The organism is Microcoleus sp. PH2017_08_TRC_O_A (genome assembly GCF_020738665.1).
GTDB lineage: Bacteria > Cyanobacteriota > Cyanobacteriia > Cyanobacteriales > Microcoleaceae > Microcoleus.
In genome coordinates this window covers 40,370-66,714 of the sequence record NZ_JAEQCE010000020.1, presented here as the reverse complement: position 1 = coordinate 66,714, position 26,345 = coordinate 40,370, and the positions used below count along the sequence as shown (strand labels likewise).

General features: G+C 44.9%; 30 protein-coding genes. 20 read left to right on the top strand and 10 right to left on the bottom strand.

The window, feature by feature from the left end; translation table 11 throughout:
- Window positions 1-37: 37 nt before the first annotated feature.
- Window positions 38-787, bottom strand: a complete 750-nt coding sequence (locus JGK22_RS08530) for a cobalt-precorrin-6A reductase (protein ID WP_293181277.1) — start codon at window positions 785-787, stop codon at window positions 38-40.
- 190 nt (window positions 788-977) lie between these two features.
- On the opposite strand from JGK22_RS08530, the gene JGK22_RS08525 reads away from it, so the two are divergent.
- Window positions 978-1,796: a tetratricopeptide repeat protein gene (locus tag JGK22_RS08525; RefSeq protein WP_293181280.1), complete on the top strand. Its 819-nt coding sequence runs from the start codon at window positions 978-980 to the stop codon at window positions 1,794-1,796.
- Between the two features lie 469 nt (window positions 1,797-2,265).
- Here JGK22_RS08525 and JGK22_RS08520 read toward each other — a convergent pair whose 3' ends face one another.
- A complete protein-coding gene (locus tag JGK22_RS08520) occupies window positions 2,266-3,054 on the bottom strand; it encodes a TIGR01548 family HAD-type hydrolase (protein ID WP_293211253.1) in 789 nt (262 codons plus the stop codon).
- A gap of 177 nt (window positions 3,055-3,231) precedes the next feature.
- On the opposite strand from JGK22_RS08520, the gene JGK22_RS08515 reads away from it, so the two are divergent.
- From JGK22_RS08515 to obgE, 4 genes are all read left to right on the top strand, one after another.
- The gene (locus tag JGK22_RS08515) at window positions 3,232-3,543 is read left to right on the top strand and encodes a 30S ribosomal protein PSRP-3 (protein WP_293181450.1); all 312 of its coding nucleotides are present in this window, start codon (window positions 3,232-3,234) and stop codon (window positions 3,541-3,543) included.
- 484 nt (window positions 3,544-4,027) lie between these two features.
- The gene (locus tag JGK22_RS08510; protein WP_293181286.1) at window positions 4,028-5,101 is read left to right on the top strand and encodes a class I SAM-dependent methyltransferase; all 1,074 of its coding nucleotides are present in this window, start codon (window positions 4,028-4,030) and stop codon (window positions 5,099-5,101) included.
- A 652-nt stretch (window positions 5,102-5,753) separates the two neighbouring features.
- On the top strand, window positions 5,754-6,629 hold the full coding sequence (locus JGK22_RS08505) for a Mo-dependent nitrogenase C-terminal domain-containing protein (RefSeq protein WP_293204948.1): 876 nt from the start codon (window positions 5,754-5,756) through the stop codon (window positions 6,627-6,629).
- A gap of 377 nt (window positions 6,630-7,006) precedes the next feature.
- Window positions 7,007-8,047 (top strand): GTPase ObgE, encoded by a 1,041-nt coding sequence (gene obgE / locus JGK22_RS08500; RefSeq protein WP_293225010.1) that lies wholly within the window; start codon window positions 7,007-7,009, stop codon window positions 8,045-8,047.
- Window positions 8,048-8,315: 268 nt separating this feature from the next.
- Here obgE and JGK22_RS08495 read toward each other — a convergent pair whose 3' ends face one another.
- Entirely contained in the window at window positions 8,316-8,693 is a 378-nt protein-coding gene (locus tag JGK22_RS08495; RefSeq protein WP_293181295.1) for a hypothetical protein, read from the bottom strand.
- A 236-nt stretch (window positions 8,694-8,929) separates the two neighbouring features.
- On the opposite strand from JGK22_RS08495, the gene JGK22_RS08490 reads away from it, so the two are divergent.
- The 6 genes from JGK22_RS08490 to JGK22_RS08465 all read left to right on the top strand — a co-directional run bounded on the left by JGK22_RS08490 (window position 8,930) and on the right by JGK22_RS08465 (window position 13,362).
- Window positions 8,930-9,835 carry a D-hexose-6-phosphate mutarotase gene (locus tag JGK22_RS08490; RefSeq protein WP_293225006.1) on the top strand — a complete coding sequence of 302 codons (906 nt, stop codon included), beginning with the start codon at window positions 8,930-8,932 and terminating at the stop codon, window positions 9,833-9,835.
- A gap of 219 nt (window positions 9,836-10,054) precedes the next feature.
- Complete coding sequence (locus JGK22_RS08485) at window positions 10,055-10,228, top strand: hypothetical protein (protein WP_293181301.1); 174 nt, start codon at window positions 10,055-10,057, stop codon at window positions 10,226-10,228.
- A gap of 208 nt (window positions 10,229-10,436) precedes the next feature.
- Window positions 10,437-10,853, top strand: a complete 417-nt coding sequence (locus tag JGK22_RS08480; protein WP_293181304.1) for a XisH family protein — start codon at window positions 10,437-10,439, stop codon at window positions 10,851-10,853.
- Window positions 10,841-11,182: a XisI protein gene (locus JGK22_RS08475; RefSeq protein WP_293181307.1), complete on the top strand. Its 342-nt coding sequence runs from the start codon at window positions 10,841-10,843 to the stop codon at window positions 11,180-11,182. Before JGK22_RS08480 ends, JGK22_RS08475 begins: the two co-directional genes overlap by 13 nt.
- A gap of 164 nt (window positions 11,183-11,346) precedes the next feature.
- Window positions 11,347-12,876, top strand: coding sequence for a phosphomannomutase/phosphoglucomutase (locus tag JGK22_RS08470; protein WP_293312691.1), 1,530 nt, complete (start codon window positions 11,347-11,349; stop codon window positions 12,874-12,876).
- Between the two features lie 258 nt (window positions 12,877-13,134).
- Entirely contained in the window at window positions 13,135-13,362 is a 228-nt protein-coding gene (locus JGK22_RS08465) for a hypothetical protein (RefSeq protein WP_293181313.1), read from the top strand.
- Between the two features lie 350 nt (window positions 13,363-13,712).
- Here the strand turns inward: JGK22_RS08465 and JGK22_RS08460 are convergent, their stop codons facing one another.
- The 3 genes from JGK22_RS08460 to JGK22_RS08450 all read right to left on the bottom strand — a co-directional run bounded on the left by JGK22_RS08460 (window position 13,713) and on the right by JGK22_RS08450 (window position 17,051).
- Window positions 13,713-14,114 carry a hypothetical protein gene (locus JGK22_RS08460; RefSeq protein ID WP_293312689.1) on the bottom strand — a complete coding sequence of 134 codons (402 nt, stop codon included), beginning with the start codon at window positions 14,112-14,114 and terminating at the stop codon, window positions 13,713-13,715.
- A gap of 178 nt (window positions 14,115-14,292) precedes the next feature.
- A complete protein-coding gene (locus JGK22_RS08455) occupies window positions 14,293-15,873 on the bottom strand; it encodes a serine hydrolase (protein ID WP_293312687.1) in 1,581 nt (526 codons plus the stop codon).
- A 254-nt stretch (window positions 15,874-16,127) separates the two neighbouring features.
- Window positions 16,128-17,051: an RNA methyltransferase gene (locus JGK22_RS08450; RefSeq protein WP_293312708.1), complete on the bottom strand. Its 924-nt coding sequence runs from the start codon at window positions 17,049-17,051 to the stop codon at window positions 16,128-16,130.
- 241 nt (window positions 17,052-17,292) lie between these two features.
- Between JGK22_RS08450 and JGK22_RS08445 the strand changes: the two genes are divergently transcribed.
- Both JGK22_RS08445 and JGK22_RS08440 read left to right on the top strand, forming a co-directional pair.
- Window positions 17,293-17,448 carry a DUF2256 domain-containing protein gene (locus JGK22_RS08445; RefSeq protein WP_265237541.1) on the top strand — a complete coding sequence of 52 codons (156 nt, stop codon included), beginning with the start codon at window positions 17,293-17,295 and terminating at the stop codon, window positions 17,446-17,448.
- Between the two features lie 64 nt (window positions 17,449-17,512).
- The gene (locus tag JGK22_RS08440) at window positions 17,513-18,448 is read left to right on the top strand and encodes an isoaspartyl peptidase/L-asparaginase (protein WP_293232661.1); all 936 of its coding nucleotides are present in this window, start codon (window positions 17,513-17,515) and stop codon (window positions 18,446-18,448) included.
- 153 nt (window positions 18,449-18,601) lie between these two features.
- On the opposite strand, the gene JGK22_RS08435 is transcribed toward JGK22_RS08440, so the two are convergent.
- From JGK22_RS08435 to JGK22_RS08420, 4 genes are all read right to left on the bottom strand, one after another.
- Window positions 18,602-18,967, bottom strand: coding sequence for an aspartyl protease (locus JGK22_RS08435; protein ID WP_293191276.1), 366 nt, complete (start codon window positions 18,965-18,967; stop codon window positions 18,602-18,604).
- Window positions 18,964-19,287: a hypothetical protein gene (locus JGK22_RS08430; RefSeq protein WP_293191274.1), complete on the bottom strand. Its 324-nt coding sequence runs from the start codon at window positions 19,285-19,287 to the stop codon at window positions 18,964-18,966. The genes JGK22_RS08435 and JGK22_RS08430 overlap by 4 nt, the downstream gene beginning before the upstream one ends.
- A gap of 228 nt (window positions 19,288-19,515) precedes the next feature.
- Complete coding sequence (locus JGK22_RS08425) at window positions 19,516-19,728, bottom strand: type II toxin-antitoxin system ParD family antitoxin (protein ID WP_293191272.1); 213 nt, start codon at window positions 19,726-19,728, stop codon at window positions 19,516-19,518.
- A gap of 75 nt (window positions 19,729-19,803) precedes the next feature.
- Entirely contained in the window at window positions 19,804-21,054 is a 1,251-nt protein-coding gene (locus JGK22_RS08420; RefSeq protein ID WP_293197137.1) for a WD40 repeat domain-containing protein, read from the bottom strand.
- A 197-nt stretch (window positions 21,055-21,251) separates the two neighbouring features.
- On the opposite strand from JGK22_RS08420, the gene JGK22_RS08415 reads away from it, so the two are divergent.
- From JGK22_RS08415 to JGK22_RS08385, 7 genes are all read left to right on the top strand, one after another.
- Window positions 21,252-21,830: a hypothetical protein gene (locus JGK22_RS08415; RefSeq protein ID WP_293181333.1), complete on the top strand. Its 579-nt coding sequence runs from the start codon at window positions 21,252-21,254 to the stop codon at window positions 21,828-21,830.
- 41 nt (window positions 21,831-21,871) lie between these two features.
- Window positions 21,872-22,630, top strand: a complete 759-nt coding sequence (locus tag JGK22_RS08410; protein WP_293312685.1) for a hypothetical protein — start codon at window positions 21,872-21,874, stop codon at window positions 22,628-22,630.
- 22 nt (window positions 22,631-22,652) lie between these two features.
- Window positions 22,653-22,913 carry a tetratricopeptide repeat protein gene (locus tag JGK22_RS08405; RefSeq protein WP_293181339.1) on the top strand — a complete coding sequence of 87 codons (261 nt, stop codon included), beginning with the start codon at window positions 22,653-22,655 and terminating at the stop codon, window positions 22,911-22,913.
- 74 nt (window positions 22,914-22,987) lie between these two features.
- The gene (locus tag JGK22_RS08400; RefSeq protein ID WP_293312683.1) at window positions 22,988-23,491 is read left to right on the top strand and encodes a hypothetical protein; all 504 of its coding nucleotides are present in this window, start codon (window positions 22,988-22,990) and stop codon (window positions 23,489-23,491) included.
- Between the two features lie 73 nt (window positions 23,492-23,564).
- Entirely contained in the window at window positions 23,565-24,068 is a 504-nt protein-coding gene (locus JGK22_RS08395) for a hypothetical protein (protein ID WP_293312681.1), read from the top strand.
- A gap of 479 nt (window positions 24,069-24,547) precedes the next feature.
- Window positions 24,548-25,339, top strand: coding sequence for a hypothetical protein (locus JGK22_RS08390; RefSeq protein ID WP_293206497.1), 792 nt, complete (start codon window positions 24,548-24,550; stop codon window positions 25,337-25,339).
- Window positions 25,340-25,422: 83 nt separating this feature from the next.
- Window positions 25,423-26,244, top strand: coding sequence for a hypothetical protein (locus JGK22_RS08385; protein WP_293181351.1), 822 nt, complete (start codon window positions 25,423-25,425; stop codon window positions 26,242-26,244).
- The last annotated feature ends 101 nt before the right edge of the window (window positions 26,245-26,345 follow it).

Here is a 26,345-nt window from a genome sequence, read left to right as displayed (position 1 = left end):
CCCGGTTTCTTTAGTCGGAGTGCGTAAGTTGTGATTTTCACTTCAACTGCTGAATTAGCCAATCAATCGCCCCCGACACATCAGCAACCCGCTCAACATTAGGAATCGGAGTCCGCTGCACCATTACAACACGAATACCCAACTCCCTAGCGGCGATAATTTTTGGATATGTCGCTGCACCACCGCTGTTTTTGCTAACAATTGTATCAATCTGATATTCCAAGAGCAATTGCCGCTCGTCTCCCAATGAAAAAGGCCCCCTTGCTAATAATAATTCACCATGAGGAACAAGAGTATTTGGTGCCGGAGGATCGATCGCCCGCATCAAACACCAAACATCCTCCAAACCCGCAAACTCCGCCAATTCCTGCCTCCCAATGGTGAGAAACACCCGCCGAGAATGCCCTGACAAAGCCCTTGCAGCCTCCGAGTGGCTGGCGACTTCAATCCAGCGATCGCCCTCCACGGCCTCCCACGCAGGGCGCACCAGCATCAAATGAGGGACATGACACTCAGCCGCAGCCACCGCAGCATTGGCTGAAATCTGCGCTGCAAACGGATGAGTCGCATCAATTAAAAAGTCGATCGGGCTACAACGCAAAAACTCAGCCAGCCCAGCCGCCCCACCAAACCCCCCAATCCGCACCGTACCCGTTTTTGGGGTCAAAGGCTGTTTAGTCCGCCCTGCAAGCGAAGATATCACCTCGATATCAGCAATTTGAGCAGCTCTGGCAGCTACTTCAATAGCATCACCCGTTCCGCCCAAAATTAATAAGCGTTTTTTCATAAAATTACTTTTAACTGATAAGATTTAACCAACGACCGCAATTTAGGTTAATAATATATTTAAGCTGTTCTGTATTTAAATTGTTCTGTGTCAAAAACAAATCAAAGTCTTGTGGGATGGGCTTCTAGCCCGTCCCAAATACTCAATTTAAATACGCAACAGCTTAGTAAAGTTTCAACTGCCACCAAAGATGATTCGCTCACTTTTCACATTTTTTACAGTATTAATTGTAACCGGGTTAGTTTGGTTGGGAAATATCGCGCCCGCCGCCGCACAACTACAAGCAACAGAGCTCACCCCTCAGCAGCAGGAATTAGGAGAACTTGTTCAGAAAGCTTTTGAGGCTACAAACGAAGGCAAATTTCCCGCCGCAGAAACTTTGTGGACAGAAATTATTGACAAATTTCCCTCACAAGCCGCCGCTTGGAGTAACCGAGGCAATTCGAGAGTCAGCCAAAACAAACTACAATTAGCAATTGCTGACTACGAAAAGGCGATCGAACTAGCTCCGAATGCTCCCGATCCCTACCTAAATCGCGGCACAGCCTTAGAAGGTTTAGGACGCTGGGAAGAAGCGATCGCCGACTACAACCACGTGCTAGAATTAGACCCCAAAGATCCAGCCGCCTACAACAACCGAGGTAACGCCGAAGCAGGTTTAGGCAAATGGGAAATAGCAATTAAAGACTACAGCAAAGCCTTTGAATTAGCGCCCGAATACGCCTTTGCTCGTGCCAATCACGCCCTCGCACTTTATCAAAACGGGCAAACCAAAGAAGCAATTCGCAACATGAAAAACATTGTCCGCAGATATCCCCAATTTGCGGATATGAGAGCAGCCCTCAGCGCCTGTCTTTGGGAGGCTGGACAGCGCGGTGAAGCTGAGAGCAATTGGGTGGCCGCAGTCGGTCTCGATTCCCGCTACAAAGACCTCGATTGGGTGGCAAAAACCCGCCGCTGGCCGCCAGTTGTAGTTAGCGCTTTAGACAAATTCTTGAACTTGAAATAAGATTAGACGGCGGTTCATTAGACGGCGGTTGATTAGACGGCGGTTGAAACCGCGTCTACACAAACCAAACCCGCCGACGCGGGTTGAAGATTATACGGCGGTTGAAACCGCGTCTACATAAACCAAACCTGCCGACGCAGGTTGAAGATAAAACGGCGGTTGAAACCGCGTCTACACAAACCAAACCCGCCGACGCGGGTTGAAGATAAAACGGCGGTTGAAACCGCGTCTACACAAACCAAACCTGCCTCCGCAGGTTGAAGATAAAACGGTTAAAATTATGTTATTTTCTTGAGTCCGCGGAGGCGGACATCGTTTGTGTAGACGCGGTTTCAACCGCCGTCTGAGCGGACATCGTTGGTGTAGACGCGGTTTCAACCGCCCTCTTTCTTAAGTCTGCGGAGGCAGACATTGTTTGTGTAGACGCGGTTTCAACCGCCGTCTAATTCTCCAATGTACCGACGCGGTTTCAACCGCCGTATAATTCTCCAATTCGTGCAGCATTCAACTCCTCGATATTCCTAAAAATCGCCGCAGCACCAGCTTTTTTCAGCGCCGCAGCATAGGCTTCACAGCGAGCAGAATCATCCAAAACGTGAGGTGGCAAAATTCCTGCACCCAGCCAAATCCGATTCGGTTGCAATTCCCGCGCCTTCACCACGGTGTAAATATCGGCAACCGTATCTCCGGCGTAAATCACGGGCAAATTGCTTTCTAAACCGTGCCGATTTTCCAACTGTTCAATTGTCGAGAAAAGTCCAGTCGGATCTGGTTTTCCCGGTGCATCTTCCATCGCGACTAACACGGGGGAATTTAAGCCGAGTTTCCCTTCCAAAACATAAGCTGCTTCATCGTGCATCGCGCCACTAAAAAATCCCCAAGCAACGCCTCCAATTGTTAGATTTTCCAGGTAAGCTGGATTTAACAGCAGCGGTTCGTCACAAATGTAACCAGTCCAATTTTTATCGTCATTCCCGCGATAGCGACTTTGGAAAAAAGCGACTAATTCGTCATATTTGAAATCGAGTTGATTTCGCGATCGCCCAATTCCATCAAAATAACGGCAAACTAACTCCAAAGACGCTTCCCAGTCATTATTCCACACACCCTCAGACTTCAGAGAGTCGATATCGATCGAATTCGGGCGAAAAGCACCAGCCGTGAAATGTTCTACCGCATCTGCGATCGCCCTTCGATAGGAACCGGACACATCCCGCACCACACCATCAATGTCAAAAACTAAAATAAATCTGCTCATAACTTAATTATCCCTGTACCTGGGGCGAGTGAGTGGACAAATTTTATTGGTTTCGGGCCCCTAAGCAGCGGGAAACCCAGCCCTTCGACAAAACTTTTAATCGCCGATGAGCCATTATTGAACAGAATGTGCTACGCTTAGCGATTGTAGAAATTTTTAATAAGTTCGATCGGAACCCTGGAGGTTTGCTTGTCCAAGTTCATCTTAAAAGTTCTCTGGCTAGAAGAGAATGTTGCCCTCGCCGTTGACCAAGTTGTCGGTAAAGGAACTAGCCCGCTGACAGCTTATTTTTTCTGGCCGCGCAAGGATGCGTGGGAAGAACTCAAAAACGAACTCGAAGCCAAACACTGGATTGCTGACAACGATCGCGTCGAAGTCCTCAACCAAGCTACAGAAGTAATCAACTACTGGCAAGAAGAAGGCAGACGGCGCCCGATGACTGAAGCTCAGTCAAAGTTCCCTGAAGTGACTTTTACCGGCAGCAACTAAGCCTAGCTTTCAGTTGCTACCCAGATAAATTGCCTGTGATGGCTAACAGGAGAACGAGAGAGGGGGAGAAGGCGAGAGGATTTGCTTTTTCCACCTCGTCCTGAAAAATACACTTTAAATGCGCTACAGCCGATCGAGGTATTGCCCTTTTCAAGGGCGGTGAGGTATGTCAGGTAATGGGTAATGGGTAATGGGTAATTGGTAATGGGTAATTGGTAATTAGTAATCACTTGAGTGCACTAACTTAAGAAGCGCTATATTAACTCGAATTTTCAGACATAATCGGGTTCTGGGCCTGGTAGATTTGAGATGAGAGATTTAAGATTTATCCAAAACAAAGCTCAAAGTAGATAAGGGCAAAAACATCGTATCTACAAGATACTATTGTTTTTTACTAACAACTGACAACTAACAACTGACAACTGGCAACTGTCAACTGTCAACTGTCAACTGTCAACAGTCAACTGACTTCTTCCCGGAACTTATGGGCGCCGAAAGCACGATCGACCAAACCGAACAAATGCCGCTGGTAGTCAATCCCGACATTCTCCAGCAAGCCATCCTCTACAAAATTAACACTCGCGTCACCGCACGCGGAGAATTAGTTTTCCCCTGCGTACCGGGAATGGTAAACCACTATCTCAAGTCAATCGAAAAGCTATTTAGCACCCTCGACAGACCCCTCCCAGAAGACCGTAAAGAGGAACTCAGAAAGCTTTTAGCGACTAAATTAGAACAGGGCTACCGCACTTCAACAGCATCGATGATGATTCTGCAATACGAATCAGTGCAGCCGCCACAAACCGGTTTAGCTTGCAAAGTAATTGTCACTACTTCAACAGTAGGAGAACAATATAAAAGCTGGGTTGACACCAGAGAACCGCCTCTATTTGGTTCCCATCCCGATGCAAAATTGATGGCAACGGCTGCTAAATTGGGAAATCCCGATCGCATCCGCATCTTAGACGTGGGGGCCGGTACCGGGCGCAATACCTTACCGCTGGCGAGATTGGGCTATTCTGTAGATGCGATCGAGCTAACCCCAGCTTTTGCAGAACAATTGCAAACAGCCGCCACGGCCGAAAACCTTCCCGTCACAGTAACAGAAGGCGACGTGCTCGATCCCTTAATGCGGATGAAACCAGCCCGCTACCAACTTGCAGTTGCCGCCGAAGTCATCTCACATTTTCGAGACATCGATCAAGTACGGCTTTTCCTTGCCAAAATGTGCGATTTCCTCTGTCCCGGAGGCGTGTTGCTCTTCAGCACATTCTTAACCGTCGGCGACTACCAGCCAGACGCCCTCGTGCGACAAGTTGCACAACTTTCCTGGTCTACTTTATTCACGCCCCAAGAGCTCGCCGCCGCCATGGAAGGCTTACCCTTAGTCCAAATATCCGACGAATTGGTGTGGGAATACGAACGCCACCACCTGCCAAAAGAAGCCTGGCCGCCAACGCCTTGGTTCCCGAGTTGGGCCACAGGTAGAGATGTCTTCCCGATGGCAAATGGACGGCCGCCCATGGAATTGCGCTGGATTTTGTGCCGTCGCAGCTAATACTATTTTCGATCTGAGGTACGTTGTTGCGCTTCAGCGCTCTTTATAATCTTAGGAAAGAGCGCTTTCATTGCAACAACGTACCTTGATTTAATGGTATTTCTTCTGTAAAACCTAGATCCACCCGGAGCGCTGAAGCGCAACTACATACCTTCGGAGCGCTGAAGCGCAACTACGTACCAAAGAGAGCGCTGAAGCGCAACTACGTACCTTTTTTTATTGTGATTGTTCCGTCTTGGACTGATTTATAAGCTGCCCCAGCAATCAAAACCTTTGAGATAGGCTGATAGTTCCATCAAGTCTTTTTATTTTCACAGCATAAAGCCGACTTATTGTCAAATGTTACGGAGCCGACACACAAAAATTTACAAATATATATATTAAAATGTAAACATAGCGAAGTAAAATCGCCCGTGGGTGAGAAACCCGGTTGCTGATTAGATCCTATCTTGGCAAACCTGTGATTGCTTGCGATAAATTGGGTCGATCTGGCGTTGAAATTACGTAAAATTCGATACGCTATCTAAAATCGGTGCAACTATACTTAACAATGAATCAACAAAACCTATTCCTCCAGATAGACGACGCTTTAGGGGAAGAGGATTAAACCATAGATTAGCTCGCTAATTGGCGAAGCTCCTGAGACACAAATATGCTTTTAACACGTCCACTACAAGCGTTTGGAGCAATCTTCGGGCACAAACCTTTCACAAAAAGATCGATCGAGCAAAAAACCAGTAAAAATTATTTAGAGGGGAATAGTTATCCCGCTCCAAACCAACAACTAGACTGGTATATCATCCAACTGGAAACGCTGATGAGTAACGCAAAATCTAACTGCACCGATGGAGAGATTGCCGCTTGGCTGCGGGGATTGCTGACAATTGCTTGGGCTGACGGCAACTTTGACGAAAACGAGCAAAAAATGATTGCTAGCCTGACTCAGGATGAACTAAATCCGGTATCTTTTGAGACCGGTTTTGAACCGATTACCGCAGAGGAACTAGCTGCTGTATTCGGGACAGGTACCGCCAACGGGGAGAATTTTTTGAGAACAGCAGTCATGGTAGCCTTAGCAGACGGTACTTACTCTCTGAGCGAAGACGAGGTACTTTACAAGTTTTGCACAGCTTTGGGTCATAACGTGGAGGCGATCGAATCTCTGCGACACACGATCGAAGACAGCAACTCTCAGCCCCAAGGGCCAAGCAGCCAAACAGCCGTTGATTATGCAGCAACACCGCTTTCTGGGCGGCCTCAACCTCAGCAGAAAAATGTCCTGACACCCGTGAAAGACTGGCTTGACGGCTGGGAAGTTCACGATCCGAGAGTGGCACGTTTTGTCTGCAAAATGATTCCACCGCAGTGTCCGTTTGAGCGAGATGTCGTATTATTCGGCCGCAAAATCGTCCACATTCCACCGATGTGCAAGCTTAACCCGCTGTACGAACAATTGGTGGGGATGCGCTTTCGAGCTCTCTGCTATTTGGCAGATGATTGCAAGGAAGATGTATCGTCATATTGTTAGGGGAATTGGGCATTGGGCATTGGGAATGGGGAATGGGGAATTGGTAATTGGTAATTGGTCAATTTTGTGAGATTTTCGATTAATGACTGTATGCTATGAACCAATGACTCCTAATTAGTTGAGTAGGATGGTGAATTTCTGTTTTGTAAAAAGCATTTTTTCTTTGAGTGCTGTCCCTGCTCGCGTGATTATATAAGCACTAGAACGGGGACAGCACTACATACAAAAGTAAAACACATCCTACTCCCTACTCGGGAGTAGGATGTGTAATTCACACCAAAAGATAAACATTTTACTTGGATCTGGTATCATAACTAATGACTACTGACTAATGACTACTGACTACTGACTATTGACCAATAATTATTGATTAAATTATGCAATTTATCGATCGCGCAGATGTTCAAGTCGCAGCCGGCAAAGGCGGCGACGGTATGGTAGCTTTTCGCAGAGAAAAGTATATACCGGCGGGCGGGCCAAGCGGCGGCACCGGCGGGCGGGGCGGTTCTGTGTTTATGGTGGCGGTGGAAAGCCTGCAAACGCTGCTGGATTTCCAGTACAACCGGATTTTTAAAGGCGAAAACGGGAAGAAGGGCGCGCCGAAGAATATGACTGGTGCTTCAGGAGCCGATCGCACGATCGAGGTTCCCTGCGGTACAGTAGTTTACGATGCGGAAACTCAGGCAATTTTAGCAGATTTGGTGACGCCCGGACAGACTTTTTGTGTAGCCAAAGGTGGTAAAGGCGGTTTAGGAAATAAGTGTTTTCTGACAAATTCTAACCGCGCTCCAGATTATGCGCTACCGGGAAAAGAAGGAGAACACAAGTTTTTGCGCTTGGAATTGAAGCTGTTAGCTGAAGTTGGAATTATTGGTTTGCCGAATGCTGGCAAATCGACGCTAATTTCTGCTTTGTCGGCGGCGCGTCCGAAGATTGCAGATTATCCGTTTACAACTTTAATCCCGAATTTGGGCGTAGTCAAAAAACCAACCGGCGACGGTACTGTTTTTGCTGATATTCCAGGATTAATTGCCGGGGCTCACGAGGGCGCGGGTTTGGGTTATGAGTTTTTGCGGCACATTGAACGGACTCGGTTGTTGCTGCATTTGGTGGATATTACTGATGAAGATCCGATCGCCGATTACGTCACAATTCAAGAAGAATTGAAAGCTTACGGGCGAGGTTTGGCCGATCGGCCGCAGATTTTGGCTTTTAATAAGGTAGATGCGATCGATCTTGAGGATGAGGAAATTGGAAATGCGATCGCGCGATTGCAGGAAATCAGCGGTGCTCCGGTGTTGATGATTTCGGCTGTGAGTCGAGTTGGGTTGGATGAATTGATGCACCAAGTTTGGCTGAAACTCGATGAGATGAATGAGGTTGAAGCGGAGGCGCTGTTAGCAGTGGGAGTCTTGTAGCCCTTATTTCCTGACATAGGGATTGAAACCGTTATCTGTGAAGATTGACACAATCAAAAACAGCAAAAAAACCAAAATTCCCGATCGGAGATTTTGCATTATTTTTGGCAATTGATATCAGAAACCAGTTGATTAATCTTTGCATAATTCCCAGAAACCGGGTTTCTTCCGAAATCTCTCGCCACCAAACCTAAATTTTCTGAGAAACCCGGTTTCTTAATCTTTGCATAATTCCCAGAAACCGGGTTTCTTAACTAAATGAAGGCGATTATGGCTTGACAACAATAATTCCCTTACCTGGGCCAGAGAAAATTTCAACGTGAGCGACTCGCCCAGTCCCAGAATAAAATCTGACTTCGGCTTTCGCTTCAGAAGGCATTGATTTCCAACCACCATTAGAGGCAACTAGAATAGTTTTTAATCCATCATTCCAGTCAATTATAATTTGGTTGGGACTCTGCTTGATCGAACAGCCTATTGTTTGAGCCTGCGTTTGATTCTGTCCGTAAAAACTGCATTTAGAGCTATAATTTTCACCAGAATTTCTCGTCTGGGCTTGAGTATTGGTACTGAAAGCTATTGTCGAACCTAGTAGCAAATTAGCCACTAAAAATGTTTTATAAAATAAAGATAACTTAAGTTTCATAGTTGGGCGCTCCAGATACAAAAATGCGGTATTCGTTCAAAATTCAGACAGTGAAATTGAAACCAGGATAAAAATTCAACAAACCTTGTTAACTCTCAAATCTTCTTAATGTCCTCCCAACACCAGAATACAACCAACATTAGCCGATCGCACATTCCACTCAAACTCAACAATACAAACAATCGCAGCAACCATAATATCGGATAATTGGGAAGCAATTAACCTCCGCCACCAGCATGAGTATTGACCAACTAAACACAGACTACAGCATCGCCGGCCACCTCACCTTCGCCAGCGGAAACGGCGGTTTCCCGATGATTCACATCGACAACGGCCAAGCCAAAGCCTTGATATCTGTGTATTCCGGCCAAGTGCTCTCCTTCCAACCAGCCACCGAAACCGCAGATTTGATGTTCCTCAGCGACAAAGCCTACTACGCCGAAGGGAAAGCCATCAAAGGCGGTGTACCCATCTGTTGGCCTTGGTTTGGCCCAGATCCCGAAGGCTTGGGCCGCCCAGCCCACGGGTTTGTCCGCAATCGCCTCTGGAATGTCGTCAACACCGGTACAACTCCTGACGGCGCCACCCAAGTCACCCTAGGCCTCAAGGATACCGAGGAAACTAGAGCAATTTGGCCCCAAGCTTTTGAACTGGCGATCGCAATTACGATCGGCACCACTCTCACAGTAGAATTAATCACCCGCAATCTCGGCGACAAAGCATTTCCCCTCACCCAAGCCTTCCACACCTATTTCCTAGTCGGAGACATCAACCGCGTGCAGGTGTTGGGTTTAGAAAACAGCCAATATCTTGATAAAGTTGACGGTGGAGTCGAAAAAACTCAAGTAGGTGCAGTCGTAGCTGTCGGTGAGGTCGATCGAATTTATCTCGATGTCACCAACGAATTCGTCATAGACGATACCGCCCTCAATCGTCGGATTCGGATTAAATCATCTGGCAGTAAATCCGCCGTTGTGTGGAATCCCTGGGTGACAATTTCTAAAAACATGGCCGACCTTGATGATAGCGATTATCAGCGCTTAATCTGCGTAGAAACGACCAATGCGGCGACGGATATTGTCGAAGTCCCCGCGAAAGGCGAGTTCCGCTTAGCGGCAGTTTACAGCGTTGAGCATGATTAAGGATTGAGAGCTTAATCTCAGCGGTGATGGGGCTAAAATTCCCAGAGTTGGATTGAAAAACTCTGTCACCGTAATGCCTAAGTCTTACCCTCAGAGATATTGCTATAATGAGATATCAAGATAAGTTATGGAAAAATCAACAGCTAATATCGTTTAAGCTTGGATCGGAATGATTTAACCGCAGAGAGCGCAGAGAACACAGAGTCAGAAAAGAGAGAGATGAATAATTCTAATACCAATGAATTTGATATAATATCCGAATATACTGAGTGGCAAAGTACCGAGTGGCAAGACTATTCATTAACGCAACTTTTCTACGAAGATGATGAAATTGAATATTCCTTGGAAGATGCTCAAGAAATCTATCAAATTAATCAATTTAAATCTACATAATGGATACAAATAAAAGACCATTCTTTGTCGTAAAATAAACCTCAAAGAACAAAAAAGTGATTTTTCTTATTGGCAAACTCAATCTTATCAAGCCAGACTTAAGGCATTAGAAGAAATTCGTCATAGTTATCACCAATGGAAATACAAAAATACTGAATCAAGACTTCAAAGAGTTTATACAATTTCTCAACGATAATCATTAATTACTATGGCAAAAGACATATTTCATAACACCGTCAAAATCGCTCTTCAAAAAGAAGGTTGGCAAATCACCCACGATCCTTATCAACTGCGCTATGGTATAGCTGATATCTACATTGACTTAGCTGCCGAATCAGCGATCGCAGCCGAAAAAGAAGGCAGTCAAATCGCAGTAGAAGTAAAAAGCTTTATTAGTGGCTCTAATATTTCAGCATTTCACACGGCTCTTGGTCAATTTCTAAACTACCGAATTGCCATAGAAGTTTCTGATGAACCAGGGCGTATTTTGTATCTAGCAGTACCTAGAGATGCTTATCAAACCTTTTTACGTTTTGAACCAGCAAAAACAGTCATTCAGCGATATCAGGTTCGGTTAATTGTTTATAATCCAAATAGTGAGGCTATTGAACAATGGATAGAATAAATGAGTATCGCCAAATTGTTTGTCAATTTCTCGAAGACTTCGCCAAAGACGACACCCAAGCTCAGTTAATTTTTGACCATTCACGCGATCGCTATTTGGTGATACATCATAGTTGGCGCGATGAATATCGCATATATGGTTGCGCCATGCACTTAGATATCATCGAGGGCCAAGTTTGGATTCAGCAAAATAGCACCGAAATCTTCATCGATCAAGAGCTAATTCAGCGTGGTGTCTGTAACAAAGATATCATTTTGGGATTTCGCTCACCCACAATCCGCAAACATCTTGCCGCTATCCTAGACAGTCAAGAAAGTGATACAGTTTGACAAGGCTTTTAACAATGGGCAATTGATAATTGGATCGAAACCGGGTTTAACTCCCTCACCTATAATATGGATTGTTTGAGGGTAGGGTTTGAATCTCCATCCAAAAAATTCACTGTCAACTGTCAACTGTCAACTGTCAACTGCTATACTTACCATCAATGATTATGCAAAACTATAACTGGACAAAACTGCAAAATGGCTCAGATATTCGCGGTATCGCCCTCGAAGGGGTTCCCGATGAAAAAGTTAACCTCACTCCCGAAATTGCGACAATTTTAGGTCAATCCTTTGTCAGTTGGTTGGTGCGAAAAGTCCATAAACCTGCGGAAAAGTTGATAATTGCGATCGGGCGTGACAGTCGCCTATCCGGGCCAACTTTAATGCAAGCAGTCATGGATGGTATCGCCTCAGTTGGTTGTACAGTATATGATTTTGAAATGGCATCAACTCCCGCCATGTTTATGAGTACAATCACTCCAGGTTTTGAGTGCGACGGCGCGATTATGCTGACTGCTAGCCATTTACCTTTTAATCGCAACGGCTTAAAGTTTTTCACCGCTAAGGGTGGATTACAAAAAAAAGATATTACCGATATCTTAACATTTGCCGAAACCAATGAGTTTAAAAAAGCTGCCGTTTTCGGTACTATTACCAAGCATGATTTTATCTCAGTTTATGGCAACCAATTTGTCGAAAAGATTAGGGAATCAGTCAATCATCCCGATAATTTTGAGCAGCCGCTGACAGGCTTGAAAATTGTTGTGGATGCGGGGAATGGTGCGGGCGGATTTTATGTGGATAAAGTCTTAAAGCCTTTAGGTGCAGACACTACCGGCAGTCAATTTTTAGAACCGGATGGTACATTCCCAAATCACGTGCCGAATCCCGAAGATAAACAGGCAATGCAGTCAATTTGTCAAGCGGTAATTGCCAATCAAGCTGATTTTGGGATTATTTTTGATACGGATGTCGATCGCAGTGCGGCTGTGGATCAATTTGGCAAGGAACTGAATCGCAATCGGTTAATCGCGTTGATTTCGGCGATCGTCCTACAAGAGCACCCAGGCTCTACCGTCGTTACGGATTCTATCACATCCGATGGTTTAACGCAATTCATCGAACAGGATTTAAAAGGAATTCACCATCGCTTTAAACGCGGTTACAAAAATGTGATTGACGAGTCGATTCGCCTCAATGCAGCGGGACAGGAATCGTGGCTGGCGATTGAAACTTCTGGACATGGCGCTTTGAAGGAAAATTACTTTCTGGATGATGGCGCTTACTTGGTGAGCAAATTATTGATTGAGTTGGCTAAATCCAAATTAGCTAATCAATCTTTGCCGGATTTAATTGCGAATTTACAAGAACCTGAAGAAAGTGCAGAGTTTCGGATTAAAATTGGTGTGGATGATTTCAAAGCTCAGGGAAATTTGGTAATTGAGAAACTGCAAGAATTTGTCTCAACCCAAGCCGACTGGGGAATTGTACCCAATAATTACGAAGGTTTGCGAGTTTCCTGCACGTCAGCTAGCGAATCGGGCTGGTTTCTGCTACGCTTGTCACTGCACGATCCGGTGATGCCTTTGAATGTTGAGTCGAATGTTAAGGGTGGTGTTGCTCAAATAGTCGATCGCCTTTTAGCTTTTTTCCAAACAACAGAATCTCTTGATTTGTCGGCACTATCGAGTAGATAAAGAAGACGGCGGTTGAAACCGCCAGAAAGATAAAGAAGACGGCGGTTGAAACCGCCAGAAAGATAAAGAAGACGGCGGTTGAAACCGCGTCTACACAAGCAAAGTCCGCCTCCGCGGACTGAAGAAAATAACTGAAGAAAATAACGCAATTTTCACCGTCAATTCTTCAACCTGCGGAGGCACGTGCAAGTTTGTATAGACGCGGTTTCAACCGCCGAGTTTTCTATTAATAAACCAAACCCAAGGAGGGATTTTATCATGTGGCTTTTAATCATTAAATGTTCTGCGGAAAGCTGGACTCTCAATTCCAAAGCTTTCAAAGTCATTGCTGACAAATATCCGGCTACGCCTCTTTCTTCCAAAAAGATGAAAGGCGACGGTGAACGCATCATGGAATATAAACTGGAAAATGTCAATGATGTAGAGGATTTTATGGAAGAATGCTTGACTTTAGAGGGTTTTACCGCCACTTTTGAATCTCTGTAAATCTCAAATCAAAAAGGTACGTAGTTGCGCTTCAGCGCTCTTTCATAGATTAGGATGAAAGAGCGCTAAAGCGCAACAACATACCTCAAATCAAAAAGGTACGTAGTTGCGCTTCAGCGCTCTTTCTTATATTAGGATAAAAGAGCGCTAAAGCGCAACAACATACCTCAAATCAAAAAGGTACGTTGTTGCGCTTCAGCGCTCTTTCTTATATTAGGATGAAAGAGCGCTAAAGCGCAACAACATACCTCAAATCAAAAAGGTACGTAGTTGCGCTTCAGCGCTCTTTCTTATATTAGGATGAAAGAGCGCTAAAGCGCAACTACATACCTAGAAGAGTCCTGGTGTTTCTAAAATCGGCTTGAGCTACGAATGCGTCCGTTGTAATTAACTGTGATTCTGCCATGTTGGGAAACAGTCACAACTGTCTCTACCGTATAGACAGACGAACCGGGTTTGTAACCTTGAAAAGTAAATGTCCAAGTACCATCACCATTGTCAACAAAAGGCGATTCGGCTGATGCGCCGTGCATTGATGCTTCGGCTCGATATTCGCCCAAACCGCCGTTAGTATTCTCTGCTGCTTGACGGGCTAGGTTTTTCGCTCGATTCAGTTCAATGTTATTGGAAATAACTGTAATATCCGTGAATTCACTTTGAGAAGAGCGAAGGGGATTGCTGAAGGCGGGGGAGACTCCCACGGCTAAGGTTGAGAGTGCTAGCAAACAAGCAAGTCGGGTGGTTAGTTTCATAATACAAACTCATTTATAGTTTGTAAACTCTACGGGACTTGCGCTAACTGGCCCGGAATAGAGAAGACGGCGAATTCCATTCGCCCGATTTTCTTCAACCCGCGGAGGCGGGTTTTGTTTGTGTAGACGCGAATGACCTTCGCCCGGTTTTCCTTAAACATATTTTAGGGTGAATCAATTAATTTTTAATTTTCACTTTGGACTCGGCGGGTGTTTCCCCGTCGTTTAAATAGCGGTAACTCATCTTAGAAATATCCCGAATCAATGTTTGAGCTGGCTTCTCGGTTTCCGGCGGATGCTTCACCATCACCGCTACTAAATAACGCTTGCCGTTTGGCAAATCTACCATCCCCGCATCGGCTAGCATTGTATTAATGTTGCCGGTTTTGTGAGCAATCACTGCTCCTTCGCCCAAGCCTCTCGGTAGCAAAGAATCGTTTTTAGTTTGCCGCATGATTTGCAAAATACGATCGCGCGATTTGACAGAAACCAAATTTCCGCGATCGACTTGAGCTATAATATTTATCAAATCCTTCGGGCTGCTAGTATTCGTTCCCTCCAAATCTGGCAACTTATTGTGCAGCACCGTCGCCCTCAATCCCCAGTTGGCAAATTGCTGATTTAAAACCTCCGCACCTCCCAGCAACTCAACCATCATATTTGTCGCGGTATTGTCGCTGACAACAATCATCTTTTTCGCAACTTCCAAAGCCGAATATTTTTCACCCGGTGCGTCGTCTTGCATATCCCCAGAACCGCCGACAATGTGTTCCGGTTTCAGCGTCAGCACTTGATCTAACTGGATTTTGCCTTCATCTACTGCTTGGAAAAAAGCTACTAAAATTGGCACTTTTATCGTGCTCGCTGAAGCAAAAGGAGCATCGCCGTTAAAATTTACATAGCTTCCTGTATCTAAATCAACTAGAAATATTCCCGCTGTCAAAGTGGCATTTTCCGTTGCTATCACCTGAACTTCTGTTTTCAAAGCTGCTATTTCTTGATTCAATTGCAATGCTTCTGGGGTGGCTGGTGCAGCAACTGCGCTATCGGCTGGGTTTTTCTGGCCTGCGGGGGTTTCCTGTGTCGCTACGCCCGATCGACTCACAGCATTCACCACTGACAGCAGCGTACCGCAAATCACCGCCATCCCAACTCCCAAAATCAGCAACCGAGTAGCATATACCAACGGCGGCACGTTCCCAGTTGCAGAGCGTTTGCCCGGTCTCTGATTCGCTTGCGGGCGCGGTTTCGGCACGGGGGCTTTTTTGACCTTGGGGGCTGTTACCGGGTCTGGAATGCTCTCTGGTGGTGCGCTGGCTCGACTTTTACGGGCTGGGGGAGGAGTTGTCGTTTCGGGTTCGCTGATGGGATTGCTGGCCCGAGTGCTGACAGGGGAATTTGGTTCGGGAAAAGCGAACATATCGACAGCAGCGAGGCCTTTTTTGCGAGGTTGGCGACTTTTCGCCTCCCCAATTTTGGTGGTTTTGGTGGTTCTGGGTTTTCTGGGATTAATTGCTGATTGGGGATTGGACAAAAAGTCCTGCGCGCTCAATTCTTCGGAGGTAGGTGCGGGAGAATTGGCTCTACTTCTCTTGCTGCGGCTTGGTTGTGGTGAGAAAGTCGCAGTTTCTGATGGGGGAATTTCGGAATTGCTGTTTGGCTGTTGGGGAGGGCGACGGCGGCCTGATTTGCCAGACTCGCTTGCTGTGCCGGATTGAGGCGGCTGCGGGCCGGAGTTGGCAGAGGCTATCGAGGACATCACTGATAATATCGATCGTTTGGGAAACCGCTCTGCCACGTCTTACTCCTTCTGCACTGTAAATTTCAAGTTTAAGATTTTTTAGCTTAACAGCCAATCGATTTTAGATTTTAGATTTTAGATTTTAGATTTTAGATTTACTCCACACGCACCCCTGCACCCAATTGTCACCCAAGAAACCGGGTTTCTTGACTAAAAACCTACGCTTTAAGGTAATTTCCCGGCAAGAAACCCGGTTTCTAATACCACGACACCTAGCTATCCGTTGGATTTTCCGGCAACGCCCCATCCAGAGTATCAGAAACTGGCGATCGCGGATAACTTTTCAATCCCCATTCTGTTTGACGAATCGCGCCCCGCAGCATGGCGACTTCATCCACTGTCGGATAAGCCCTGTTGTACAAACGCCGAAATTTTTCCATCCGACTTGCTGCTGTGTGCGGCTGCAAATATCCAATTTTCAGCAGCAGCCCTTCTAGTTGCTGGTAGTATCCCTCCAACTGTTCCAACGGAGCACTGTTGGGGAGAGGGGGAGAGGGGGGGATTGGGAGAGGGGGGGATTGGGAGAGGGGGAGAGGGGGGGATTGGGAAAATATTCCCTCTTCCTGATTCCTTGTATCCGTTACATCCGTTACAGAATCTGTTGCCGAACTTCCCTCTTCCTTCTTCCCTCTTCCTTCTTCCTTCTTCCTTCGGAAATCTTCTTCCCGATACAATTCATAGCAGCAAATAGCTACAGCTTGAGCGAGATTTAAGGAAGTGTAAGCATTGCTGCTGGGAATCCGAATCAAGCGCTGGGCGCGGTTTAATTCGGCGTTAGTCAATCCACAATCTTCTCGACCAAAAATTAGGGCGCTGGGGGCTTCTAATAACCAAGGTAAAGCATCTGCGGGTGCTTCTAGTGGCATTGGGTGCGATCGACCATCATCTCCTGTCGTTGCGATCGCCCTGACACATCCTACCAAAGCAGCCGGCAAACTCTCAACTACTATCGCCGTTTCTAGTATGTCGGCGGCGCGCACAGCCATCAACCGGGCTTCTTCCCCTAAATAATCGCACTGGGGATTCACCAAAATTAATTGGTGCAAACCCATATTTTTCATCACGCGGGCTACAGAACCCACATTTAAGGGCCCTGCGGGTTCGACTAAGACGATTCGGATGTTGGCATGGGGCATTGGTAATTGGTAATTGGTAATTGGTAATTGGTAATTGGTAATTGGTAATTGGTAATTGGTAATTGGTAATTGGGCATTGGCTATTAGAAAAATCACTAACAAGTAACAAGTAACCAGTAACCAGTAACCATTCCCGATTCCCGATTCCCGATTCCCGATTCCCGATTCCCGATTCCCGATTCCCCATTCCCTCAAATAATTAAGAAAGACTATAGTTAATTTACCTACTGTCAAAATTAGCATGGCAAAGCAACGATTGAAGTCCGATTTACCGACTAAAATGTGTCCGGTGTGCGATCGACCTTTTACTTGGCGCAAAAAATGGGCCGACTGCTGGGATGAGGTGAAATACTGCTCGGATCGCTGTCGCCGCCGCCGTAATAGCACAGAAAATTAAGAATGTCTTGCCATTTGCCAAACTGAGGCTAAGATTGCAAAGGAAAAATTTCACGGTTAGAAGTATGGCATCGCAACAGGTGCAACCAAAGCTAGTTATTCACGGCGGTGCCGGTAGTTGTCTGCAAAGCAAGGGCGGAATTGAAGCGGTGCGGAAGTCGCTTTACGATGTTTTGGAGGCAGTGTATCCGCTGCTGAAAAATGGCGCAAGTGCCGTAGATGCAGTAGTGCAGGGCTGTCGGTTGTTGGAAGATGACCCGCGATTTAATGCGGGTACGGGTTCTGTGGTACAGTCGGACGGGCAAATTCGGATGAGTGCTTCGCTGATGGACGGTTTGGCGCAGCGTTTCAGCGGCACAATTAATGTGGCTCGGGTTCAAAATCCGATCGAACTTGCTCAATTTTTGCAGACTTCGGACGATCGCGTATTATCTGATTACGGTGCGGCGGAATTGCTGCGAGAACTTCACTTACCGATTTACGATCCGATGACGGATTTGCGGTTGCACGAGTGGATGCAGGAACGCCAAGGCAATTTTAACAGAGCAATGGCTAATGTGGTCGCGGAACCTGCGGGTGTTGGCACGATCGGCGTTGTAGCTTTGGATACTCAGGGACGCTTGGCTGCTGGAACATCAACTGGCGGCAAGGGTTTTGAGCGCATCGGGCGGGTTAGCGACTCCGCAATGCCTGCGGGAAATTACGCGACTGGCAATGCGGCGGTTAGCTGTACTGGTATCGGCGAGCACATCATGGATGAGTGTTTGGCGGCGCGAATTGTGATTCGGGTAACGGATGGTTTGAGTTTGAAAGCTGCTTTTGAGCGTTCTTTTGCGGAAGCTGACGATCGCAAACGGGATTTTGGTGCGATCGGGATTGATGCTAATGGTGCGATCGCGATCGGCAAAACTAGCGAGATCATTCTCGGTGCTTTTCACAACGGTACAGAAATGGGCGATACTTTGGAAACAAAGAAGGGAACGTTAGTTTTTGTTGCTTAAATTTGCATAGAAGCGGTGGTTTAGATTCCCGACTTCGCAGGAGTTGTCGGGAATCTCGATCGGCGTTAGTTTAATATCATATCCGGTAGCCTCGTTCCGATTCGGACTTGATATTAAAACGAACGGTAGCTATCCCGTAACGAGCCAAAAACTTCACCCCAAAGTCAGGATTCCCGCCGCCAAATCTACCACTAACCGTTTAGTTTTCAGCCATTCCATCCCGATGATAATTTCTGGTATCTCATCTCCTGCTACCACAGGAATATTAAATTCTTGACCGTCAATTTGCACAGTGCCGATATAAATATTAAAAGTACCTTCTCCTCGTGCAGTCTTCATGGGGTATTCATCATCTACAAGCAGCCAATTAAAATCTAAATCTTGGCTGTTTATCGCCAACCAACCGCTGAATCCCGTATCTAGAAGCGCATCCGCAAATATGACTTCCCCATCAGCCGCTACCAAACTTATTTCAAAAAATAGTTGATTTGTCTCTTCATCAAACTTTCCTTGAATCATAAAATACTGCCACAAACTCCGGTCTCATTCAAGCGCCGAACAACCATTAGTTTTTGGGGAGAATTTGTTAACAGCTTCCCAAAAGCGACGAGTTGATCTTTCTCAACAAAATATTCGCCACTATCAGGATCGATAACAACGTACCAATTGTAGTGAGTCGCCATGAGTTCGTCGCGGACTCGTTCAAAAATCGGGCGACAGCGCTGCCACCGCACTTGGCTTTCAGCTTTTTGTTTTGCTTTCTCTTCGGGAGAAATCGGAGTTTTTTTGTATTTGTCAGAGATGTGGCGGGGTTTCCATCCGGCAGGTGCTGTTATCATAGTTTTTGTATTAGCTCTGAATCTAGTTTAGCAAAGATCGCCGACTCATTCCGGCTCCAGACTCAGAAATTAAGCGAATTTTTTCCTGCAATCTGGCAAAAACTACTGGGAGCATCTCAGTTTTGCAAGAAGCATTTTTTCTTCACAGTGCTGTCCCCGCACAGCAAAGCGTATAAAAGCACGCGAGCGGGGACAGCACTGTAAATGCAAAACTGAGATGCTCCCAAACTACTTCACCGTCACTTTTCCTTGAGCAATTTGCTCAGTACCGCTAGCAATTTTTTGTCTGAGTGCTGCCAGACGCTGCTGTTTCAATGCGCGATTTCTTTCTTCTAGCAGTGGTAATGCTTCGCTAATTAGTTCTTGAACGCTGTCATAGTTGCCAGCTTGTAATTGCGATCGCACGTAATTTTCTTGTTCGGGTTTTAGGGTAACGTTCATTGTCTGGGCCCCTCTAAAAAACCTTAAATCAATTATACTATAATAATTTAATCATCACCATTCACCTCAACGATCTTAAATTCGCAACTGCCAAACTTTAACTGTACCATTATCGCTACCGCTAACCAGAGTGTCGCCCAACTGCCCGATCGCCACCGCCGACACCGGGCCCGAATGTCCTTCCAAAGCGTGCAGCAATTGGCCGCGCAAATTCCAAAGCCTAACAGTACCGTCAAAACAGCCCACAGCAAAATATTTCCCGTCGGGGCTAATGGCGGCGGCGGAAGTGATGCGAATTCCGGTTTGCACCGAATGCAATAATTCGCCTGTTTCCAAATTCCACAGGGCGATCGTTTTGTTGGAATGACAGACTAGAATTTGGCTGTCTGGAGTAATTGCTACATAATTTTCGCTACCAAATGTTCGCCGCACTTCTCCCCCCGGTAATTCCCACAAAGTGACGGTAGCGCGACAGAAACCGCTGGTTGCATTCAGCCCGCTGGCTATTAACATTTTGCCGTTGGGACTCAGGGCGATCGCACTTATGTCATCTCCTTGATAGCCTTTCAAAACTTGCAGCAGTTGGCCGCTGTTGAGGTGTTGCAGCTTGACAGTGCCACAGGTGGTGCCGATCGCCAAAATTTGCCAGTCGGGACTCACAGCGACAGATTCGTGGCGGTGTACGTCTGCTAAACGCTTCATCTGTTCTCCATTTTGCAGGTTCCACAGTTTGACTGTACCCGCGCGCGATCGCGTCAGCAGCGTTTTGCTAGCGGGGCTGAAAGCAACTAGCAACACGGCGGTTGAATGTCCGCAAATAGTCCGCAGCAGTTCCCCGCTGTGCAAACTCCAAACTTTCACTGTACTGTCGTGAGATCCCGTTGCTAGTAATTGTCCGTCGGGACTGATCGCAGCCGAGAGAATGCTGTCTGAATGGTGGAGAGTGGCTTTTAAGACTGCGCCGGATGAGGTTTTTGGTTGTTTTTTATACCCGGCTATTACCAGCCAGTCGATCGCATCCCTCCAATTTTTGAGCGCATTTCGGGGTCGATTTGTCAATATTTCTATGTATCGGTACAAGGTTTTGGATAAGTCAACCTCTACACCCTTGATTTGTTTGTTAAGAAGTACCGCCATCTCGGCGGGGCTGTAACCGCACAGCAAGCCGCACAAGTGCCTTTTTTCCACGGGTGTCAGCCCTCTTCGGGTGTGGGGGGCGAATTCTAGTTTGGCATTGGCTAAGTCGCTGTAGAGCTTTTCGATGTCCCAGTCGTAAATTGCCCGTACAAACGGTTCTTCGGGTCGATCGAGGTTTGAGGGTGTCATTTGTGGCAGTCGCGATCGAGTTCCTAGTCAAATTCCTAACCAAAATCCTAACATTCGCTGTGCGCGATCGGACTGGATTCACCACTAATCTATTTTTAACACAGCAAACAGCCAAAAGAGTTTCGGGTTGAAAATGCGTTTCAATCCTTACCTTTACAGTTTGCAAAACAACTATACATCAAGCGGAGAAATAGAAAATGTCTGGAATTGCGATCGGCTTATTTTTTGCTCTAGGTTTAGTTTTAAGTGTTGTTGGTAATATCTGGGGATTAACTCAAGCTTTTCGAGAAGAATATCTTTGGGGAGTGCTTTACTTGCTGGTTCCATTTGCTGGATTATTTTTTTATATAAAGAATTGGAGCAATCCAAAAATCAGAAAGACATTTTTCATGCAGCTTGTTGTAGTGCCAATGTATTTATTTGCAGGCTTCCAGTTCGTTTCAAATCTTGCAAGTTCTGTTGGGCCGATGCTTGGTATGTTCATGCCTGGAGCTAGCGAACAATCACCCTCTCCTTTTCCTTCTGATTTCAACGCTGGTGCATCACCAAGTCAAGAGCAATCTCCTGCTTCTGAGCCTAGTTTTGGTACTGTTGGCGGTCAACAATATGACTTCAATCAATCGATGCAGCTTGGGAAATTAGCCTATGCAAAGGGAGATTATCAAACAGCTTTAATCAATTTTAACAGAGCTGCACAAGCGAATCCCGGCGATGCTGAGGCCCTCAAGGGTGTTGAAGATACCAAAAAGGCGATCGCCCAATCAAATAGCAAATAATCCACATCAACATTCACTTAACATTAACTCAACACAAAATCATGAAACATACATCAGACAAACTAGAATTCGTAGAAATGTTCGCATTTTGGATGCAGCTATTTGTTGGGGGAAGTTTTTTATTAGTAGGCGTATTTGGAGGTTTGTCTTCTGGCAGTTTTTTCCTTTATTTATTTGCTGTCGTTGGTTTGCTATTGGTGATATTTGTCGAGATAGAAACCATTGCCTTTGATAAAAGTCTCGGTCATCTGACTATCAAGCGGCATAAACCACTGATTGCCAAAACGAAACTTATCAAACACCTGCTTCAAGATATTTCAGGCGTGGAAATACAGGAGATGTCGAGCAGTGAGAGCAATACCTATCGTGTATGTCTGGTGTTGAACTCAGGTAAGAGACGTGTTCCTCTAACTTCTAGTTTCAGCACTGGTTTAGGAAGCAAGCACAAAACAGCCGAAGTCATTGCGACATTCTTGAATATTAGAAATTATGGTCTTGACGGCTTTCCCACAGATAACTCTAACGAACTCAAATGGGACACTATAGAAGAGGAAATTGCCCACTGGAAAACAGCAATTAAAAGTGATCCTAATGATGCTGATGCTCACATGAAATTAGGATTAGCTTTGATGGTTCAAGACGCAACAAAAAATAAAGAAAAAGCAATGGGCTATCTCAAACAGGCCGAGGCTTTGTTCAAAGCTCAAGGCTATGACGAGGAAGCAATGCAGGCTGCTCAACTTTACGGTGTGGCTTATTGGGGAATGATGGGAAAGCGAGGTTCAGATTATCAAGATTGATGCACTTAGACTCAACAAACTGATGTTTCCCCACCCACCAGCAACTCAAGAATCATCTCCGGGTACTCAGCCATCTCCTCGACTTGATGCAGCATCTGTACCCGGTAACAAAGATGAATTTAAAAAATTAATAAAACTTGGCTATGTCTGCTACGCGCAAAGAGACTATCAAACGGCTTTAATCAATTTTAACAGAGCTTTGCAGGTGCTTCCGGGCGATGCTTATGCTGTCAAGGCTGTTGGCAATACCAAGATGGCGCTCGTCGGCCGCCGGACTAAATAATCCGTGCATAACAAATTGCGTACAGCAGAGAAATCAGTAATTTAGATCGTTCTCAAAAATAACAGGATAAGCTTATGAAAGTTCTCAAGGAAACACCAACTAAACTAATAATTCAAAACTCTAGCATCTGGGACGGTTTAGTCTTAATTTCTCCCTTCATTATAATTGGATTATTGCAGATAATCTTGGCGTCTAACTGGATCGGTGGAGGTATATTTCTGTTATTCTCCCTGTGTTTGTTGGATGGCGCGATATCTGAAATTTATATCTTTGATAAAACTTTGGGGAAAATGACCGTTAAACGACGGGGTTTGTCGCTTAATCATGTTACCGAACGATCGATTCGCGATATTTGTGCAGTCGAATTAGAGGAAATAGGAGATGGCGAAGGAAATTATAGCTACTATGTTGAGTTATTGATGTTGGGGTGCGATCGCATTTGTTTGAGAAGCAATTCAGTAACAGAACAATGCCAAATGGCTGACTTAATCCGCAGCTATGTCTCGACGTGCGATCGCAGTCATAGCACTGAAGCAATATCTTTGCCAAGCAAGTGCACCCGAGGCATTGTCAAATAATTTGTGCATGATAAAATGGACACAATAGAGAAAATACCTATTCAAGCTTTTGTGTCATCAAAAAAATGAACTCATGAAAAAACTCAAGGGAACGCCATTTAATGAACTAAAAATTACAAGATCTAACATCTGGCTGGACTTGTTATCTAGCTTGCCCTTCATTCTCATTGGATTGTGGCTGGCTTTTAATGCAACAAATACAACTCTAAGTTGCCAACGCATAGAATCTAAACAAGGCAATTGTAAACTCACAGAATGGAGCTTTTTGGGTTCAAATACTCAAGAAATATCTCTGGATAATTTAGTGGGAGGCAAAGTTACCAAAGGTTCCAAGGGTAGCACCAGAGTTGAACTGTTAACCAAATCAGCAGGAATTCCGTTTACGGATTACTACACTACTTCTTGGGGGGATAAAAATAATTTTGCTAATAAAATTAATAATTTTGTGGCAAATCCCGATCGCAAATCGTTGAATCTCAGTCAAGACGATCGCCGGGGTGCATGGATATTTGGGAGCATATTTGTGCTGGCTGGGGTATTACCATATGTTTGGAAGCGCGAAAAATTAAATCTATAGCTTTGATAAAACTTTCGGTAAAATGACTGTTGAACAACGGGGTTGGTGGGTGAATAATTTTACCGGATACTTCTATTGCGAGATTTATGAGTAGAAGTAGGTACTGGAAAATATAAAAATTAACGTATTCGCTACTATAGCCTTTATCAAAAAAGTGAGGTATACCCTGTTTGGCCTGTTTGCCCAATGCCCTATTTGGCCTGTTTGGCCAATGCCCATGAGTACCTCATCTTTCTGAGAAAGGCTATATTTCGTAATTTCGTAGAAAAACCCGTTTCTAGGCTGAATTTTCAAGAATACAATTATGACTTTTATGAAGTTAATCAATGACATTTATGAATTGACCTGAAAAGAAAACTGTTGCATAATTGTAGTTAAGAGCTTTGCTATAGAAATCATATAATAACGAAAGTTCTTAGTCCCTAGTCTGGTAATTTTTGTAACCCCGTCAATCACTTACATTGGAGATTATACCTAACATGAAAGTTATTAAAAAAAACGAACATCTTCTAATGCTTAATAATTTATGGGAAATGATTTATAGTGCGATATCTCCTACCATATGGGTGACGGGATTTTCAGGAATACCTTTATTTATGATGTTCTTGATTATGGCATCTACTGGAGTGGAAAGACTTTCCTGCAAAAAGATTGAGCCAAAAAGCGCAAATTGCGAACTCAGTAGGTCAACTTTTATGGGATTAAATAAAGGCGAAGTAACCTCGATAGATCAAGTTCAGGGAGCTAGATTTGAGACAAGCAAGACCACCGATAGTGATGGCAAACCCATGACTGTGAACAATGTATTTTTGGTAAGCAAGGAATGGGAGTTTTTGTTGACAAATCAAAGTGCCAAGGATGCAAATTCGTTTAATAAATATATACAAACCTCGACCGGAGTGTTGGTGATAGAAACAGACAATCGGTTATTTGGTTTTGGAATAATGCTTTTTCCCAGTTTGTTTTTAGTTATTGGTTTTAGGGTATTTTCTGGTGTATTGCGTTATTTTATTGTTGAAACTTACATTTTTGATAAAGATGCAAGTACCTTAACTCTTAAGAAAAAAGGAATATGGGTGAAGGAAGTTGCCGAACGATCGCTCAGCGAAATTTCGGAGGTTAAATTAGAAACAATATACGGCGAAAACAGTATGTTATGGGAGGTTTGTTTGCTAATGAATGAGGGCGATCGCCTATCTTTAGGCAGTAGCTCAAATCAGAAAGAGCAACAAAAAATGGCTGATTCGATTCGCAGCCACCTCAATGGTTGATCCCTCTGAATATATACATAGACTTCAAGAGCAATCTGGAAAATTTTGCAGACTATCAATTAATTAAACGGGAGTGGATACCGATGATGAAAATAATTGAAAAAACCGAACATCTTCTCAAGCTTAAAAATGGATTAAGTTTGTCTGGTTTGCTATTTCCTACTGTATGGGTTACAGGATTTTCAGGAATACCCTTGTTAATGATATTTATCACGATGTCCTCTTCTGGAGTGGAAAGACTTTCGTGCACAAAAATTGAGCCAAAAATCGTAAGTTGCGAAATGAGTACATCAAGTTTTATGGGATTAGTTAAAGGGGAATTAGAGTCCATCCAACAAGTCAAGGAGGCTAGAGTTGACAAAATAGAGACTACTGATAGCGATGGGAATTCAACTTTCAAACAGAATGTATTTCTGGCAACTAACCAAGGAGATGTTTATCTACCGTACCAAACTGTTAAGGATGCAGAGTTGTTCAATAAATATATACAAACCTCTGTCAGTAAATTAGTAATAGAAAAAGATAATCGGCTAGCAAATTTCGGCTCGATACTTTTTCAGGGCAGCTTTGTCGTTATTGGTTTCGCTGCAATATATTTTGTGTTCCATAATTTATTCAGTGTTGAAACTTATATTTTTGATAAAAATGCAAGTATCCTAACTATTAAAAAAAGGGGGATAAGGGTGAATGAAGTGACCGAAAAATCGCTCAGTGAAATTTCTGAAGTCGAATTAAAAACAGTTCACGTACACAAAACAGAACATATGGACAGCTATACCTGGTACGATGTGCATTTGCTAATGAATGTGGGAGATAGCCTATGTTTAAGCGGTGGCTTGAATCGGGAAGAGCAACAAAAAATGGCTGACTTGATTTGCAGCTATTTGGACAAGCGATCGCACTAAATGAATGCACCTGCGACTTTAAGTACGCGCGGCGCAGCTATCCCTCTTGGCTGAATCGCCCAAATCAATAATTAACGATACTTAGGTAGGCGCCAATAAAC

Excerpts from the sequence above, each read along its gene's own strand:
- JGK22_RS08440 (WP_293232661.1), top strand. The coding sequence starts at position 17,513 with ATGGCATCGCAACAGGTGCAACCAAAGCTAGTTATTCACGGCGGTGCC.
- JGK22_RS08465 (WP_293181313.1), top strand. The coding sequence starts at position 13,135 with ATGTGGCTTTTAATCATTAAATGTTCTGCGGAAAGCTGGACTCTCAAT.
- JGK22_RS08385 (WP_293181351.1), top strand. The coding sequence starts at position 25,423 with ATGATGAAAATAATTGAAAAAACCGAACATCTTCTCAAGCTTAAAAAT.
- JGK22_RS08430 (WP_293191274.1), bottom strand. The coding sequence starts at position 19,287 with ATGATAACAGCACCTGCCGGATGGAAACCCCGCCACATCTCTGACAAA.
- JGK22_RS08450 (WP_293312708.1), bottom strand. The coding sequence starts at position 17,051 with ATGCCCCATGCCAACATCCGAATCGTCTTAGTCGAACCCGCAGGGCCC.
- JGK22_RS08525 (WP_293181280.1), top strand. The coding sequence starts at position 978 with ATGATTCGCTCACTTTTCACATTTTTTACAGTATTAATTGTAACCGGG.
- JGK22_RS08485 (WP_293181301.1), top strand. The coding sequence starts at position 10,055 with ATGAATAATTCTAATACCAATGAATTTGATATAATATCCGAATATACT.
- JGK22_RS08435 (WP_293191276.1), bottom strand. The coding sequence starts at position 18,967 with ATGATTCAAGGAAAGTTTGATGAAGAGACAAATCAACTATTTTTTGAA.
- JGK22_RS08415 (WP_293181333.1), top strand. The coding sequence starts at position 21,252 with ATGTCTGGAATTGCGATCGGCTTATTTTTTGCTCTAGGTTTAGTTTTA.
- JGK22_RS08390 (WP_293206497.1), top strand. The coding sequence starts at position 24,548 with ATGAAAGTTATTAAAAAAAACGAACATCTTCTAATGCTTAATAATTTA.
- JGK22_RS08455 (WP_293312687.1), bottom strand. The coding sequence starts at position 15,873 with ATGTCCTCGATAGCCTCTGCCAACTCCGGCCCGCAGCCGCCTCAATCC.
- JGK22_RS08480 (WP_293181304.1), top strand. The coding sequence starts at position 10,437 with ATGGCAAAAGACATATTTCATAACACCGTCAAAATCGCTCTTCAAAAA.
- JGK22_RS08520 (WP_293211253.1), bottom strand. The coding sequence starts at position 3,054 with ATGAGCAGATTTATTTTAGTTTTTGACATTGATGGTGTGGTGCGGGAT.
- JGK22_RS08510 (WP_293181286.1), top strand. The coding sequence starts at position 4,028 with ATGGGCGCCGAAAGCACGATCGACCAAACCGAACAAATGCCGCTGGTA.
- JGK22_RS08495 (WP_293181295.1), bottom strand. The coding sequence starts at position 8,693 with ATGAAACTTAAGTTATCTTTATTTTATAAAACATTTTTAGTGGCTAAT.
- JGK22_RS08405 (WP_293181339.1), top strand. The coding sequence starts at position 22,653 with ATGTTTCCCCACCCACCAGCAACTCAAGAATCATCTCCGGGTACTCAG.
- JGK22_RS08505 (WP_293204948.1), top strand. The coding sequence starts at position 5,754 with ATGCTTTTAACACGTCCACTACAAGCGTTTGGAGCAATCTTCGGGCAC.
- JGK22_RS08420 (WP_293197137.1), bottom strand. The coding sequence starts at position 21,054 with ATGACACCCTCAAACCTCGATCGACCCGAAGAACCGTTTGTACGGGCA.
- JGK22_RS08445 (WP_265237541.1), top strand. The coding sequence starts at position 17,293 with ATGGCAAAGCAACGATTGAAGTCCGATTTACCGACTAAAATGTGTCCG.
- JGK22_RS08395 (WP_293312681.1), top strand. The coding sequence starts at position 23,565 with ATGAAAAAACTCAAGGGAACGCCATTTAATGAACTAAAAATTACAAGA.
- JGK22_RS08400 (WP_293312683.1), top strand. The coding sequence starts at position 22,988 with ATGAAAGTTCTCAAGGAAACACCAACTAAACTAATAATTCAAAACTCT.
- JGK22_RS08530 (WP_293181277.1), bottom strand. The coding sequence starts at position 787 with ATGAAAAAACGCTTATTAATTTTGGGCGGAACGGGTGATGCTATTGAA.
- JGK22_RS08410 (WP_293312685.1), top strand. The coding sequence starts at position 21,872 with ATGAAACATACATCAGACAAACTAGAATTCGTAGAAATGTTCGCATTT.
- JGK22_RS08425 (WP_293191272.1), bottom strand. The coding sequence starts at position 19,728 with ATGAACGTTACCCTAAAACCCGAACAAGAAAATTACGTGCGATCGCAA.
- JGK22_RS08490 (WP_293225006.1), top strand. The coding sequence starts at position 8,930 with ATGAGTATTGACCAACTAAACACAGACTACAGCATCGCCGGCCACCTC.
- JGK22_RS08470 (WP_293312691.1), top strand. The coding sequence starts at position 11,347 with ATGCAAAACTATAACTGGACAAAACTGCAAAATGGCTCAGATATTCGC.
- JGK22_RS08475 (WP_293181307.1), top strand. The coding sequence starts at position 10,841 with ATGGATAGAATAAATGAGTATCGCCAAATTGTTTGTCAATTTCTCGAA.
- JGK22_RS08460 (WP_293312689.1), bottom strand. The coding sequence starts at position 14,114 with ATGAAACTAACCACCCGACTTGCTTGTTTGCTAGCACTCTCAACCTTA.
- obgE (WP_293225010.1), top strand. The coding sequence starts at position 7,007 with ATGCAATTTATCGATCGCGCAGATGTTCAAGTCGCAGCCGGCAAAGGC.